Origin of the sequence: Aliiroseovarius sp. (assembly GCF_965228805.1) — a bacterium.
GTDB lineage: Bacteria > Pseudomonadota > Alphaproteobacteria > Rhodobacterales > Rhodobacteraceae > JASBTN01.
Genome location: NZ_CBDDIE010000003.1, coordinates 3,012,496 through 3,026,252, shown reverse-complemented (window position 1 = coordinate 3,026,252; position 13,757 = coordinate 3,012,496). Strand labels below are relative to the sequence as shown.

12 protein-coding genes are annotated in these 13,757 nt (G+C 63.3%); 5 read left to right on the top strand and 7 right to left on the bottom strand.

Translation table 11 applies throughout. The annotated features are described in order from the left end of the window. The first annotated feature begins 97 nt into the window (after positions 1 to 97). Both ACO07D_RS15930 and ACO07D_RS15925 read left to right on the top strand, forming a co-directional pair. Positions 98 to 1,360: an efflux RND transporter periplasmic adaptor subunit gene (locus ACO07D_RS15930; protein WP_421703924.1), complete on the top strand. Its 1,263-nt coding sequence runs from the start codon at positions 98 to 100 to the stop codon at positions 1,358 to 1,360. Continuing rightward, positions 1,357 to 5,112, top strand: coding sequence for an efflux RND transporter permease subunit (locus tag ACO07D_RS15925; RefSeq protein WP_421703923.1), 3,756 nt, complete (start codon positions 1,357 to 1,359; stop codon positions 5,110 to 5,112). Before ACO07D_RS15930 ends, ACO07D_RS15925 begins: the two co-directional genes overlap by 4 nt. 51 nt (positions 5,113 to 5,163) lie before the next feature. Here ACO07D_RS15925 and ACO07D_RS15920 read toward each other — a convergent pair whose 3' ends face one another. After that, positions 5,164 to 5,604: a GNAT family N-acetyltransferase gene (locus ACO07D_RS15920; RefSeq protein WP_421703922.1), complete on the bottom strand. Its 441-nt coding sequence runs from the start codon at positions 5,602 to 5,604 to the stop codon at positions 5,164 to 5,166. Beyond that, complete coding sequence (locus ACO07D_RS15915) at positions 5,601 to 7,427, bottom strand: ABCB family ABC transporter ATP-binding protein/permease (RefSeq protein ID WP_421703921.1); 1,827 nt, start codon at positions 7,425 to 7,427, stop codon at positions 5,601 to 5,603. The genes ACO07D_RS15920 and ACO07D_RS15915 overlap by 4 nt, the downstream gene beginning before the upstream one ends. Before the next feature lie 83 nt (positions 7,428 to 7,510). Here ACO07D_RS15915 and ACO07D_RS15910 point away from each other — a divergent pair, with 83 nt between their 5' ends. After that, the gene (locus tag ACO07D_RS15910) at positions 7,511 to 7,837 is read left to right on the top strand and encodes an ArsR/SmtB family transcription factor (protein WP_421703920.1); all 327 of its coding nucleotides are present in this window, start codon (positions 7,511 to 7,513) and stop codon (positions 7,835 to 7,837) included. A 27-nt stretch (positions 7,838 to 7,864) separates the two neighbouring features. On the opposite strand, the gene ACO07D_RS15905 is transcribed toward ACO07D_RS15910, so the two are convergent. Next, positions 7,865 to 9,040: a LysM peptidoglycan-binding domain-containing protein gene (locus tag ACO07D_RS15905; protein WP_421703919.1), complete on the bottom strand. Its 1,176-nt coding sequence runs from the start codon at positions 9,038 to 9,040 to the stop codon at positions 7,865 to 7,867. A 95-nt stretch (positions 9,041 to 9,135) separates the two neighbouring features. Here ACO07D_RS15905 and ACO07D_RS15900 point away from each other — a divergent pair, with 95 nt between their 5' ends. Next, a complete protein-coding gene (locus tag ACO07D_RS15900) occupies positions 9,136 to 9,693 on the top strand; it encodes a TIGR00730 family Rossman fold protein (protein ID WP_421703918.1) in 558 nt (185 codons plus the stop codon). Here ACO07D_RS15900 and rarD read toward each other — a convergent pair. Beyond that, positions 9,657 to 10,574, bottom strand: coding sequence for an EamA family transporter RarD (gene rarD, locus ACO07D_RS15895; RefSeq protein WP_421703917.1), 918 nt, complete (start codon positions 10,572 to 10,574; stop codon positions 9,657 to 9,659). The two genes, ACO07D_RS15900 and rarD, sit on opposite strands and share 37 nt — an antisense overlap. Before the next feature lie 194 nt (positions 10,575 to 10,768). Here rarD and ACO07D_RS15890 point away from each other — a divergent pair, with 194 nt between their 5' ends. Continuing rightward, positions 10,769 to 12,133 carry a tryptophanase gene (locus ACO07D_RS15890; protein ID WP_421703916.1) on the top strand — a complete coding sequence of 455 codons (1,365 nt, stop codon included), beginning with the start codon at positions 10,769 to 10,771 and terminating at the stop codon, positions 12,131 to 12,133. On the opposite strand, the gene ACO07D_RS15885 is transcribed toward ACO07D_RS15890, so the two are convergent. The 3 genes from ACO07D_RS15885 to ACO07D_RS15875 all read right to left on the bottom strand — a co-directional run bounded on the left by ACO07D_RS15885 (position 12,130) and on the right by ACO07D_RS15875 (position 13,745). Further along, complete coding sequence (locus ACO07D_RS15885) at positions 12,130 to 12,495, bottom strand: hypothetical protein (RefSeq protein ID WP_421703915.1); 366 nt, start codon at positions 12,493 to 12,495, stop codon at positions 12,130 to 12,132. The two genes, ACO07D_RS15890 and ACO07D_RS15885, sit on opposite strands and share 4 nt — an antisense overlap. 81 nt (positions 12,496 to 12,576) lie before the next feature. Further along, positions 12,577 to 13,176 (bottom strand): superoxide dismutase, encoded by a 600-nt coding sequence (locus tag ACO07D_RS15880; RefSeq protein WP_421703914.1) that lies wholly within the window; start codon positions 13,174 to 13,176, stop codon positions 12,577 to 12,579. A 152-nt stretch (positions 13,177 to 13,328) separates the two neighbouring features. Continuing rightward, positions 13,329 to 13,745: a hypothetical protein gene (locus tag ACO07D_RS15875; protein ID WP_421703913.1), complete on the bottom strand. Its 417-nt coding sequence runs from the start codon at positions 13,743 to 13,745 to the stop codon at positions 13,329 to 13,331. Positions 13,746 to 13,757: the final 12 nt, after the last annotated feature.

The following is a 13,757-nucleotide window of genomic DNA, read 5'->3' as shown; positions in this document are numbered from 1 at the left end:
TGTCGGCACTTAAACGCACCCGCCTTGTGCTTGGCGTCCCAAGACCCTATCTCGGAAAACAAAAATATACCTCTTCAAGTTGCGCCCGGGAGGAACCATGCGCATTGTCCCCATTCTGACCGCCCTGGTCGTGGTCACCGTTCTGTTTTTCCTGGTATTCCAGCGCGAGCAACTTCTGAATTTCGCGGCCGGTGGAGATGCCACGTCACCCCCTGCCGAGATGGCTGAACCCGGTGAAACCGCGGCCAGCGATGCCACCGAAGCTTCTCCAACTGTCGAAACGGGCACTGGCGTGTCCGTGATTGCGTTCCGCTCCACCGCGCGCGAGATCGACAGTGCGGTCCTGTTGCGCGGGCGCACGGAAGCTGCGCGGCAGGTTGAACTGATGGCCGAAACCTCGGGCCTCGTCATTTCCGAACCGCTACGCAAGGGCATGTTCGTCGAAGCGGGCCAGATCATGTGTCGCCTTGACCCGGGCACGCGGGAGGCCACCTTGGCCGAAGCCCGCGCCCGTCTGGCAGAAGCCGAAGCCGCCGCCCCGCAGAGCGGCGCGCGCGTGGCCGAAGCCCAGGCGCGATTGGACGAAGCGCTGATCAACCTCAATGCCGCCGACAAGCTGTCGGAAGGCGGATTTGCCTCGGAAACTCGCGTGGCCAGCGCCAAGGCCGCCGTGGAAGCCGCCCGCGCCGGTCTGGTGGCCGCGGAAAGTGGCGAAGCAAGCTCCGCCGCCGCGATCCAATCGGCTCAGGCCGGTGTCGCCGCCGCAACCCGTGAAATCGAACGGCTGGAAATCACTGCCCCGTTTGCCGGACACCTGGAGAGCGATACCGCCGAGCTGGGCAGCCTGATGCAGCCCGGGGCGCTCTGCGCCACCATCGTGCAGCTTGATCCGCTGAAACTGGTCGGCTTCGTGTCGGAGCTGGACGTGGACAATGTCAATCTGGGTGTTCTGGCCGGGGGGCGTCTGGCCAATGGTCAGGAAGTCGCGGGCCGCGTGACCTTCCTGTCGCGTGCCGCCGATCCGGTCACTCGCACCTTCCGTGTGGAGGTCGAAGTGGCAAACCCGGATCTGACCCTGCGCGACGGGCAGACCGCCGAAATCGTGATCGCTGCCGAAGGCCGCCATGCCCACCTGATCCCGCAATCGGCTCTGACCCTGAACGACGAGGGGGCCTTGGGCGTGCGCATCGTCGGCGATGGCGACATCACTGCCTTCGCCGCCATCGAGCTGCTACGCGACACGGTGGACGGCGTCTGGGTCGGCGGGTTGCCCGACGAGGTCGGCGTGATCGTGCGCGGACAGGATTACGTCTCCGAAGGGGTGCCCCTGTCGGTGACCTGGCAGGAGCCTGACGCATGAGAGGGATCGTAGATTGGGCTGGCGACCGTGCCCGCATGGTCGTCGCCTTCATCATCCTGTCGGTAACCGCAGGGATCGTAGCCTATGTTGGCCTGCCGAAGGAGGGCGAGCCGGATATCGACATCCCGGCCCTCTTCGTCTCGGTGCAATTCCCCGGTATCTCCGCCCAGGACAGCGAACGCCTGCTGGTGCGCACGATGGAAACGGAGCTGGCGGACCTGGACGGGCTCGACGGCATGACCGGCACGGCGGCGGAAAACTACGCCGGTATCCTGCTGGAGTTCGACTTCGGCTGGGACAAGAGCGCCGTCATCGCCGACGTGCGCGATGCGATGAACACGGCCGAGGCGAATTTCCCAACCGGCGCGGAAGGCTACACGGTGACCGAGATCAACTTCTCGGAATTCCCCATCGTCATCGTCAACCTGACCGGCCCCGTGCCCGAACGCACCTTGGTGCGGCTGGCCAATGACCTGCAGGACCGGCTGGAAAGCATCGACGCGGTGCTGAAGGCCGAACTGGCGGGCCACCGGGACGAGATGCTCGAGGTGGTGATCGACCCGCTGAAGCTGGAGGCCTACAACGTCACGGCAGGCGAGCTGATCTCGGTGGTGCAGAACAACAACCAACTGATCGCAGCGGGCGAGGTGCGCACCGAACAGGGCGCCAATGCGGTGAAGATCCCGGCCTCTTTCGACGATGTCACCGACATCTACAACCTGCCGGTGAAGGTGAACGGCGACAGCGTGGTGACCCTGGGCGACCTGGCCCGCATCCGCCTGACCTTCGAGGATCGCGCGGGCACTGCCCGGTTTAACGGCGAAAACACCGTTGCCCTGCAGGTGGTCAAGCGCAAGGGGTTCAACCTGATTGACACCGCCGCCCTGGTGCGCGAGACCGTGGCCCAGGCGCGTGAAGAATGGCCTGACGAATTGAAACAGGCGGTGCGCGTCGGCACCTCGAACGACCAGAGCTATATCGTCGACAGCATGGTCAAGCAGCTCGAAGGCTCGGTCATTACCGCCATTGCGCTGGTGATGATCGTCGTGCTGGCCTCGCTCGGCATCCGGTCCGCCCTGCTGGTGGGGTTCGCGATCCCGACCTCCTTCCTGCTGACCTTCGCGCTCTTCGGTGCACTTGGCGTGACCGTGTCGAACATCGTCATGTTCGGGCTGATCCTCGCCGTCGGCATGTTGGTCGATGGCGCCATCGTCGTGGTCGAATATGCCGACAAGAAGATGAAGGAGGGCGTGGGTCCCATGCACGCCTTCGCCATGGCCGCCAAACGCATGTTCTGGCCGATCGTCAGCTCGACCGCCACCACGCTCTGCGCCTTCCTGCCGATGCTGTTCTGGCCGGGCATTCCGGGCGAGTTCATGGGTTGGCTGCCCAAGACGCTGATCTTCGTGCTGTCCTCGTCGCTGCTGGTGGCGTTGATCTACCTGCCCGTCATGGGCGGTGTCTCGGGCCGGATCAGCCGCATGTTCCACCATGTCAGCGACGTGCTGCGGCCCTGGCCCTGGATCATTCGCGCGGCACTGGTGCTGCCTGCGGGCTACCTGGTCTATGTCTCGGCCCTGCAGATGCTGAACCCGGGCTATCTGTTCGACATGCCCCTGCCCGGCGGTTGGGCAATCCTGCCCGGTGCCCTTCTGTTCCTGATCGGCTGCGTCACCCTGACGATCACGCTGGACGCAGCCAAGATCGAACGCCCGCCCAAGCGCATCCGCGCGGGCTACCGCCGGTCGCTGTTCGGTTGGGTGATCCACATCGTCTCGGGCAATCCGATCATGCCTCTGGTCACCATCGGCGGGGTGCTGTTCTTCGTCCTTTCGACCTTTGGCTACTACGGCGCCAACAACAAGGGTGTCGAGTTCTTCACCGACAGCGAGCCCGAACAGGCAATCATCTACGTGCTGGCCCGCGGCAACCTGAGCCTCGATGAAAAGGACGCGGTCCTGAAACAGGCCGAGGCGGTGGCTGACGGCATGCCCTCGATCCAGTCGGTCTTTGCCTTCGCGGGCGAAGGCGGGCTGAACCAGAACACCGGCGGCGCGAACGCCCCGCGTGACACGATCGGCCAGTTGCAGATCGAGCTTGTGCCCTGGCGCGACCGCCCGCGCGTGACCTATGACGCGCCGCTGCTGGGGATCATCCCGTTCCAGCGCACGCAGATCGACCCGGCCTATGGCGGCGATTACGTGCTGGAAGAGCTGAAACGCCGCCTGGCCGAAATCCCCGCCATGCGCTACGAGGTGTTGGCGCTGGAGGGGGGGCCTGCGTCGTCGAAACCGGTGCACCTGCGCCTGAAATCCGACGATTTCGGCCCCCTGCGCGAGGCCACCCGCCTGGCCGAGGCTCAGTTTCAGGCCACGCCGGGCCTGATCAATATCGAGGACACCCTGCCCCTGCCCGGCATCGACTGGGAGCTGGACGTGGATGTCGAAAAGGCCGGGCGCTATGGCACCGACGTCATGACCGTTGGCGGCATGGTGCAGCTGGTCACCACCGGGCTTCTGCTGGACACGATGCGGGTGGACAGTTCGGACGAGGAAATCGAGATCCGCGTGCGCCTACCGGAAGAGGATCGGGTGCTGTCCACGCTGGATACGCTGAAACTGCGCACGGCCGAGGGGCTGGTGCCCCTGTCCAACTTCGTCACCCGCAAGCCGGTGCCGTCGCTGGCGCAGATCGACCGCACCGACCAGACCCGCTATCACGACGTGAAGGCAGGCGTGGCGGATGGCATGGTCAAACTGGTGTCCACCGACGGGCAGGAGGAGTTCGTCTCCGCCGACGAAGCAGAAGGCCGTATTGCCGAGGATGACAGCCTGACCCAGGTGCCTGTCACCCCCAACGAGCGTATCGACGCGCTGGATGCCTGGCTAAAATCCGGCGTGCTTCCGGCCGGTGTCGAGTACGAGTGGACCGGCGACCGCGAGGAAGAGGCGGAAAGCATGGCCTTCCTGGGCCAGGCCTTCGCGGGTGCCCTGTTCCTGATGTTCATCATCCTGCTGGCGCAGTTCAACTCGCTCTACAACTCGGTGCTGGTGTTGTTGGCGGTGGTCCTGTCCACCACCGGGGTGCTGGTCGGCATGCTGGTCATGGGCCAGGCGTTCTCGATCATCATGACCGGGACCGGGATCGTCGCGCTGGCAGGGATCGTGGTGAACAACAATATCGTGCTGATCGACACCTATCAGGACTATTCGCGTTACATGCCTTCGCTGGAGGCGATCACCCGCACTGCCGAGGCACGCATCCGCCCCGTTCTTCTGACCACGATCACCACCATGGCGGGGCTTGCGCCGATGATGTTCGGCCTGTCGCTGGACTTCTTCAACGGCGGCTATTCGATCAACAGCCCGACCGCGCTGTGGTGGAAACAGCTGGCAACCGCGGTGGTCTTCGGTCTGGGCATCGCGACCGTACTGACCCTGGTCTTCACCCCCGCGATGCTGGCCCTGCGCGTGTGGATGGTACGCGGCGCCTATGGCACTGTGCTGGCCGTGCGCGCTGGCAGCTGGACCAAGGAGGGCAAACGCCTGCGCGCGGAACTGGCCCAAACCCGTCAGGCGCGCAAGATCAAGAACCCCGAGTTGATCTGGGACGAAGACGGCCTGCCCCTGCTGGGCCGCGACCCCGAGCCGCCCGCCCTGCCGGAGCCTGCGCCGCCCCCGGAAGAGCCAACCCCGGACAACACGGACAGCCAACCCACGAGAGACAAGGGCACGACGGATGCCGCTGAATAAGGAAAGGGCCGCATCCTGCGGCCCTTTTCCCTTGGTTGTTTGGAGACGGATCTACACCTTGCGGTAATGCACAAACGGCGTCTTTTCGGCGAGCGTATCGTAAAGCCCCCGCGCTGGCGCATTATCCTCTGCCGTCAGCCAGTAGGTGCTGACCGCACCCAGATCTTTCGCATGTGCACTCAACGCCTCGATCAGTGCGCGCCCGGCGCCGGAGCCGCGCACATCCGGGTCGACATAGAGGTCGTTCAGGTAACAGCGCGGTTCGATATCCCAGAAGCTTTTGTGCAGCAGGTAGTTGGCCAGGCCGATCACCCGCCCGTCCTGCTCTGCCAGAAGCGAAAACATCTCCTCCCCCGGGTCGAGGATGCGCGCCCAGGTGACATCATGCACCTCCGGCCCACGGGTCAGGCCGTAGAAAGCCAGGTAGGCATCCCAGAGCCGCGACCACTCTGCGCGGTCTTCGGGGGTGACGGGACGAATGGTCAGGCTCATGCCGCTTGCTCCTCTTCCGCTTCGGCGGCCTGACGCGCCCACATGGAGGCATAGCGCCCACCCATTTCCAGAAGCTCGTCATGGGTGCCGCGTTCGGAGATCACGCCCTGTTCGAGCACCACGATCTCATCCGCATCCGCCACGGTGGACAGGCGGTGGGCGATGGTGATCACCGTGCGCCCCTGCCCCATCGCGTTCAGGCTTTCCTGGATATCCCGTTCGGTCTCCGTATCCAGCGCCGAGGTGGCTTCGTCCAAAAGCAGGATCGGCGGATTTTTCAAGAGCGTGCGCGCAATGCCCACGCGCTGTTTCTCACCGCCCGACAGTTTCAAGCCACGCTCGCCGACCTGGGTCTGGTAGCCTTCCGGCAGGCTCATGACAAAGTCATGAATGCGCGCGGCCTTGGCAGCGGCTTCGACCTCGGCCCGGGTCGCCTCGGGGCGGCCATAGGCGATGTTGTAATAGATCGAGTCGTTGAACAACACCGTGTCCTGCGGCACCACGCCGATCGACTGGTGCAGGCTTTCCTGGCTGACGTCGCGCACGTCCTGCCCATCAATGCGCAAGGCACCGGCGTTTACATCATAGAACCGGAACATGAGCCGCCCGATGGTCGATTTTCCCGAACCGGACGGGCCGACAATGGCCACGGTGCGCCCAGCGGGCACGGTCAGGCTCACGCCTTTCAGGATCGGCCGCGCCGCGTCATAGCCAAACAGAATGTCGTCGAACTCCAGTTCGCCGCCATTGACCTTGATGTCCGGTGCTTGTGGCTTGTCCTGTACCTCGGCCGGTTGCTCCAACAGGTCAAACATCTCGCCCATATCCACCAACGCCTGGCGGATCTCGCGATAGACCGTACCGAGGAAGTTCAGCGGCATCGTGATCTGGATCATATAGGCGTTGACCATGACAAAATCGCCGACGGTTAGCGTGCCATTGCCCACGCCCACGGCGGCCATGACCATGACGACGACCAGCCCACAGGTGATCAGAAGGGCTTGGCCGAAGTTCAGGAAGGCCAGCGAATAAGAGGTTTTCAGCGCCGCAGCCTCATAGCCTGCCATGGAAAGGTCATAACGTTCCGCCTCGCGGCGTTCGGCGCCGAAGTATTTGACCGTCTCGAAATTCAGAAGACTATCAATGGCCTTCTGGTTGGCATCCGTGTCCTGGTCATTCATCTCCTTGCGGATACGCACGCGCCACTCGGTGACTTTGAAGGTAAACCAGACATAGATCGCAATCGTCCCCGCCACCACGGCCAGATACCAGGCGTCGAAGACCGCATAAAGCACCACCGCGATCATCAGAAGTTCCAGGATCAGCGGCCCGATGGAAAACAGCAGGAAGCGCAAAAGGAACTCGACACCCTTCACACCCCGTTCGATGATGCGACTAAGCCCACCCGTCTTGCGCGTGATGTGATAGCGCATGGACAGGTTGTGCATATGGGTAAAGGTTTCTAGCGCAAGCGCCCGCAGGGCCCGTTGTCCGACCTTGGCAAAGATCGCGTCACGCAGCTGCTGAAACCCGTTGGTCATCAGCCGCGCCATACCATAGGCAACGGTCAACCCGACTGCGCCCAGGCCCAGCATCCAGGCCGGATCCGCCGCACCTTCGCCCGACAGAACGTCCACCGCAGCCTTGTACAGAAACGGCGTGCCGACGCTGACCAATTTCGAGGCCAGCAGGAAGAGCATCGCAAAGACGACACGCCGTTTGACCCAGCTCTGCCCCTCTGGCCAGAGATAGGGTGCAACCTTGCGAATGGTGCGCCAACCACCTTCTGGCGCGTCTGTCGAAGTGATCCGGGAGGGGGGCATCGGTGTGGCTTTCTGCTCTGTTGCCTTCGCCAGAGAGATGGGCTAGACAGAAGATAATTCAACCATTCTTGAATAATTGAAAGATGGACAAAGGTAAAGCCCTCACCGCCCTCTCGGCCATGGCCCACGAAACCCGGTTGGAGATCGTGCGCCTGCTGGTCCCCTGCATGGCTGACGGCCGCCCCGCCGGGGCGATTGCCGAGGCGTTGGACGTGTCACCCTCGGCCCTGACCTTTCACCTGAATGCTCTGGAGCAGGCGGGCCTGATCGGGTCCGAGAAACAGGGTCGGCAGGTGATTTACCGCATCCAGAAGGACACGCTGGGGGGCACGATCGGCTACCTTCTGGCGGATTGCTGCGGCGCCGATCCCGACATCTGCGCCTGCGCACAGGAGGCGATGGGCAAGTAAGTCACCCGCCCCTCATGCAGATTTCGCCTACTGATCAGGCAGTTCGAAGACTTGGCCCGGGTAGATCAGATCGGGATTGCGAATGCGATCACGGTTGGCGTCGAAGACCTCGACATACATGATCCCCTCACCGTATTTCTCACGCGCAATCGCCCAGAGGGTCGATCCCGGCTGCACGGTGATACGTTCGATCGGCGGGCGGCCCGGGGCGTCGGAGCCACCCGAGACCGCAGCCGAGACCAGCGCATCAGGCTCTTCGCGCTTGAAGGGCGTCTCGCTGCGCGAGGTCACGGTGCCATCCTCGTCCACCTCATCCACCCGCAGGGTATAGACACCGGTCGCCACATCGGGCAGCGGTGCACGCCATTGACCACCCTCGCCCACACGCACGGTGCGAATGAGCGCATTGTTCAGATAGACCAGCACTTGGCGATCTTCGCGCCCGCGTCCGGCCAGTTCCACCGCGCCCTCTTCGTCATAGGCGATCGTGTCGAGCGAAATGACTTCCATCACTTCAAGCGGCGTGTCGCCGGCGTCCTGCAAGATCGTGATTCCGCTTTCATCGGCCAGCAGAACCTGCGGCGCAGCCGGGTCAACATCAGGCTGCGTGGCCTCGGCGGTTTCGACGGGGGTATCGGGGGCGCTGGCCTCCGGGGTGGTGGGCTCGGCTTCGGCGGTTTCGACCGGCTCGGCGGGAGTATCCTCCGCCGGGGCAGATGGAGCGGCCGGGGTCACGATCACGTTTTCGGCGGAGGCAACCACCTCCTCGCCCCCGGCGTTCAGTGTGACCACTTTCGGGTCGCCATCCCCCTGCATCGAGAACATGGCGACGAATTCGCCCGAGGCGTTGGCCTCGACGCTCGCGACCTCTTCGCCGTCGACCATGATGGTGACAGGCGCGCCCGGTTCGGCACGCCCGGCCACCAGCGCTTCGCCATTGGGATCTACGCGGACCACGTCAAACTCTGGGGCCACCGGCGCGGCGGGCTCCGACGCAGGCTCCGGCGCGGCCTCGGTCACTTCGGGCGCAGGCTCGGGCTCGGCAACAGGTGCAGGTTCCGCCACCGGCACCGGCGCGGGCTCATCCCCCTGCACAGCCTGAAAAATCAGATATCCTACAACAACAAGCGCCACCGCGCCTGCTGCACCACCCAGAACGGCCAGGCTACTACTCGCCCCTGAACCACCGTTTCCAACAGCCATGTCATCCCCCTTGCGCCAACGTCTTCGGGTCAGCGCTTGAGCGACCTTAACAACCGCTCTAACAAGGGTCAAAACAACATTCCTTGGGGGAAGCCATGTCGACGGCGAAATTTTCGGTCTGTGTCTATTGCGGCGCACGTGATGGGGGGCGATCCAGCTACCGCGCGGCTGCCGAGGCGTTCGGCATTGCCCTGGCACAGGAAAACTGGCGCCTGGTCTACGGCGCGGGGGATGTCGGGCTGATGGGGGCGGTCGCACGCAGCGCCCAGGCCGCGGGCGCCGAGACCTTCGGGGTGATTCCCGAACACCTTGTGAAACGCGAGGTCGGCAAGCGCGACCTGACCCGTTATGTGGTCACCGAGAACATGCACGAGCGCAAGAAGGTCATGTTCATGAACTCCGACGCCATCGTGGTGCTGCCAGGCGGGGCCGGGTCATTGGACGAGTTCTTTGAAGCGCTGACCTGGCGCCAGCTGGGGCTGCATGCCAAGCCGATCTTCCTGTTGAATGTGGACGGCTACTGGTCACCCTTGGTGGCGATGCTGGATCATATCGTGGCGGAAGGCTTCGCAGATGCCAGTGTAAAGGGCTTCCTGCAGGTGGTGGAGGACGTGGATCAGCTGCGCGCGGCCCTGCGCGACGCCCTGTCCTGACGGAACGCCTCGGCGGAATAGATCGCCAACGCCAGCCAGATCATCGGAAAGGCCAGCATGTGCCAGGGCGTGACCGCCTCGCCCAGGATCGCCACGGCGCAAAGGAATTGCAGGCTGGGGTTGATGTACTGGAGCAGCCCCACCGTCGACAGGTCCAACCGGCGGCTGGCGTAGCTGAACAGGATCAGCGGCCCCGCCGTGGTCAGGCCCGATCCGATCAACACCAGGCTGTCTTGCAGGTCATGGCCGAAGACGGCGGCGTTGTGGCCCGTCAGCCCCTCCCATCCGCCGAAATGCACTCCGGCCAGCCAGATCGCGGCCATGGGGGCCAGCACCAGGACTTCGCCGGTCACGGACACCACTGGGCCCGCCTCCAGCCCCTTCTTGATCACGCCGTACAGCCCGAAGGTAAAGGCCAGGATCAGGCTGATCCAGGGCGCCACACCCAGCCCGGCGGTCAGCACCACCACCGCCGTAGTGGCGATGGCGACCGACAGCCATTTCACCCGACTTAACCGCTCGCCATAGACCAAACGGCCCAGCACAACCGCCACCAGCGGGAAGATGAAATAGCCCAGGGAGCTTTCGACGACTTTTCCGATCTGCACCGACAGGATGAAGATGCCCCAGTTGGTCGACACCATCAGGCCAGCCACCGAGACCAACAAAAAACCCCGCCAGGTCAACAAGATACGCGGCAGCTCTCCCAACCGCCCCTGCACCGACAGCAGCACGCCGAATAGCACCAGCGACCAGAGCGTGCGGTGGCTGAGCACCTCCAACGGCGGCACATGCGACAGAAGCGCGTAATACAGCGGCACAAAGCCCCAGATCACGCAGGCGGCCACCATGGCCAGGATGCCTTTTGACGTCTCGCTCATGCGCCCTTTGGGCCTGACATTGACGGGCAGGTCAAGCCTTGAGCGACATCTTGACTGGGCCCCTGCCCCATGCCAGAAATCCCGCGCAACTTGTTGGGCGCTGAGCGCGGTCCTTTTGGGCAACCGTGGCGCTTGGGTCCCTTCGTGTTGAGAGTTGCCGCGAGCGTCCGGGGGCCCTGTTAGGAGCCCTTTGGATGAAAACCATCATCGAACCTTTCCGCATCAAATCGGTCGAACCGATCCGCATGACCACGCGCGAGGAACGCGCGGCGCTGATCCGCGCGGCCGATTACAACCTCTTCACGCTTGACGCCGATGACGTGCTGATCGACCTATTGACGGACTCAGGCACCGGCGCCATGTCCGCCGAACAATGGGCGGCGGTCATGCGCGGTGACGAAAGCTATGCCGGATCGCCCAGCTTTCACCGCTTCCGCGACGCGGTGCAGAACCTTGCGCCCTTCAAACATGTGATCCCCACCCACCAGGGCCGCGCGGCCGAGGCGATCCTGTTCGACATCTTCGGCGGACCAGGCCGCATGATCCCCTCGAACACCCATTTCGACACCACTCGTGGGAATATCGAAGCCTCGGGTGCCACGGCCACGGACCTGGTGATCGACGAGGGGCGCGATCCGGCCAGCTTGCACCCGTTCAAGGGCAACATGGATATCGCCAGGCTCGACGCCTACCTGGCCCAGCACGGCGAGGCGGTCCCCTGTGTCATGCTGACCATCACCAACAACGCGGGCGGCGGCCAGCCGGTAAGTCTGGAGAACATTCGCGCCGTCGCTGCAACCGCCCGTGCCCATGGCAAGCCCTTCTTCATCGACGGCTGCCGTTTTGCAGAAAACGCCTGGTTCATCAAGCAGCGCGAAGAGGGCCAGTCCGGGCGCCCCATCCCCGAGATCGTGCGCGACTGTTTCCGCGAGGGCGACGGCATGACCATGTCCGCCAAGAAGGATGCCTTCGGCAATATCGGCGGCTGGCTGGCCGTGAACGACGACGACCTGGCCGAAGAAGCCCGCGCTCACCTGATCCGCACCGAAGGCTTCCCGACATACGGCGGCTTGGCCGGGCGCGACCTGGACGCTCTTGCGCAAGGTTTGGTGGAGATCGTGGACGAGGATTACCTGCGCTACCGCATTCGCACCAATGAATACATCATCGAAAAGCTCGACGCGCTCGGCGTGCCGGTGGTGAAACCGGCCGGGGGCCACGCGGTCTTCATCGACGCGCGCGCCTGGCTGGATCACATCCCGCCCACCGAATATCCGGGCCAGGCCCTGGCCGTCGCTCTTTACGAACTTGCCGGGGTGCGGTCCTGCGAAATCGGCACGGTGATGTTCGGCCGCCAACCGGATGGCTCGGAATTGCCCGCCGCCATGGACCTCGTGCGCCTTGCCTTCCCGCGTCGCACCTATACGCAAAGCCATGCGGATTACATCATCGAAGCCTTCGAGGAACTGGCGGGGATGAAGGACAGCCTGACAGGCTTCCGCATCACCTGGGAGCCCAAGCTGATGCGGCATTTTACCTGCAAATTCGCGCGGCTCTAACCTCGCCAGATGCCCGCGAAGGACAGGGCGAAGAACAGCTCTGTCCCAACCGCAAGAAAAATGCCGGGGCCTGCCCGTCCGATAAGGAACTCCCAGGCCCCGAGCACCGCAAGCCCCGCCATCATGACGACCATGCCGATGGAGACCGCCCGTTGCGCGCTGCGCTCCAGCAGGACGCGGGCCTGGAAGGACAGGACTGCGAGGCCAGCAAACATCATGGCGGCGCGGCGCGCGATGAAATCGGCGCTTTCATGCGGGGCCAACTGAAACAGCCAATAGATCACCGCAGGCGTAAAGAACAACACGAGCGCGAGGGCGGCGCAAACCGCCGCAGCGAGGGTCGAAGTCAAACGAAAACTCATGAGCACTACTCGGCAGAAACAAAAACGGCCCCCCGTTGAGGGAGGCCGCAAGATCGGATCAAATCCGCATCACCCCCTGGATCACAGGCGCGAGGCAACGTTTTCCCAGTTCACCAGGTTGTCCAGGAAGTTGGACAGGTAGGCCGGGCGCTTGTTGCGGAAGTCGATGTAGTAGGAGTGTTCCCACACGTCACAACCCAGCAGGGCGGTCTGGCCGAAGCACAGCGGGTTCACGCCGTTTTCGGTCTTGGTCACGGCCAGCGAACCGTCGGCGTTCTTGACCAGCCAGCACCAGCCCGAGCCGAACTGTCCGGCACCAGCGGCAGAGAATTGCGACTTGAACTCGTCGACCGAACCGAAGCTTTCGGTGATGGCTTTTTCCAGCTCGCCCGGCATGGCGGTCTTGCCCGGGCCCATCATCTCCCAGAACTGGTTGTGGTTCCACAGCTGCGAGATGTTGTTGAAGATCCCGTTCTGGGCCACGGCCGACTTGTCGTAGGTGCCGGTGATGATCTCTTCCATCGACTTCGATTCCCACTCGGTGCCGGCGATCAGCTTGTTGCCGTTGTCGACATAGGCCTTGTGGTGCAGGTCGTGGTGGTATTCCAGCGTCTCGGCCGACATGCCGAATTTGGCCAGCGCGTCGTGGGCGTAGGGAAGATCGGGAAGTTCAAAAGCCATGGGTCAGCTCCCTGTTCATGCGTGTTAATGTCACAGCCTAGATGGGGCAGCCCGCCCCCAAAGGTCAAGGGGTTGAGGGGGCTGGATCCGAATTAAAACGGTTCTAAATCCCTTCATCCCAAACCTGGTCGCTCCCCTGTCGGCCCTCGGCCCTATTCGACCGTGCAGCGCCCTTCACCGTTGTCACGGTTCACATAGCCGATCGGGGTCGAAAACATCGAGGCCTTCAGCGACCCCTTCTGCACTGTCAGGGTAAAACGAAAACCCTTGACGAAGTTGCGCGAACCGCCGCCGGTCACCGTGATATCCTTCAACACCCATTTATAGGTGATGCGCTTGGCATTATCGGTCGAGACTTCGCCCTCGATCGGACGGTCTTTGAAATACTTGATGAGCTCGTCCAGCACGACCACATCCCCGGTCGCCTCGTCATGATCCAGCACAACGAATTCCGGGATCCAGGCACCGTTACCCGCAGGGGTTATGCTGCATTTGTAGGTCTTGGCTGTAGCGGAGGTTGCAAGGGCGCTCGCAAGGACCAGCGTGGTCAGGAAAGGTTTGAATTTCATGGTCTTCTTCCA

Excerpts from the sequence above, each read along its gene's own strand:
- ACO07D_RS15920 (WP_421703922.1), bottom strand. The coding sequence starts at position 5,604 with ATGAGCCTGACCATTCGTCCCGTCACCCCCGAAGACCGCGCAGAGTGG.
- rarD (WP_421703917.1), bottom strand. The coding sequence starts at position 10,574 with ATGAGCGAGACGTCAAAAGGCATCCTGGCCATGGTGGCCGCCTGCGTG.
- ACO07D_RS15890 (WP_421703916.1), top strand. The coding sequence starts at position 10,769 with ATGAAAACCATCATCGAACCTTTCCGCATCAAATCGGTCGAACCGATC.
- ACO07D_RS15905 (WP_421703919.1), bottom strand. The coding sequence starts at position 9,040 with ATGGCTGTTGGAAACGGTGGTTCAGGGGCGAGTAGTAGCCTGGCCGTT.
- ACO07D_RS15915 (WP_421703921.1), bottom strand. The coding sequence starts at position 7,427 with ATGCCCCCCTCCCGGATCACTTCGACAGACGCGCCAGAAGGTGGTTGG.
- ACO07D_RS15925 (WP_421703923.1), top strand. The coding sequence starts at position 1,357 with ATGAGAGGGATCGTAGATTGGGCTGGCGACCGTGCCCGCATGGTCGTC.
- ACO07D_RS15910 (WP_421703920.1), top strand. The coding sequence starts at position 7,511 with ATGGACAAAGGTAAAGCCCTCACCGCCCTCTCGGCCATGGCCCACGAA.
- ACO07D_RS15930 (WP_421703924.1), top strand. The coding sequence starts at position 98 with ATGCGCATTGTCCCCATTCTGACCGCCCTGGTCGTGGTCACCGTTCTG.
- ACO07D_RS15880 (WP_421703914.1), bottom strand. The coding sequence starts at position 13,176 with ATGGCTTTTGAACTTCCCGATCTTCCCTACGCCCACGACGCGCTGGCC.
- ACO07D_RS15885 (WP_421703915.1), bottom strand. The coding sequence starts at position 12,495 with ATGAGTTTTCGTTTGACTTCGACCCTCGCTGCGGCGGTTTGCGCCGCC.
- ACO07D_RS15900 (WP_421703918.1), top strand. The coding sequence starts at position 9,136 with ATGTCGACGGCGAAATTTTCGGTCTGTGTCTATTGCGGCGCACGTGAT.
- ACO07D_RS15875 (WP_421703913.1), bottom strand. The coding sequence starts at position 13,745 with ATGAAATTCAAACCTTTCCTGACCACGCTGGTCCTTGCGAGCGCCCTT.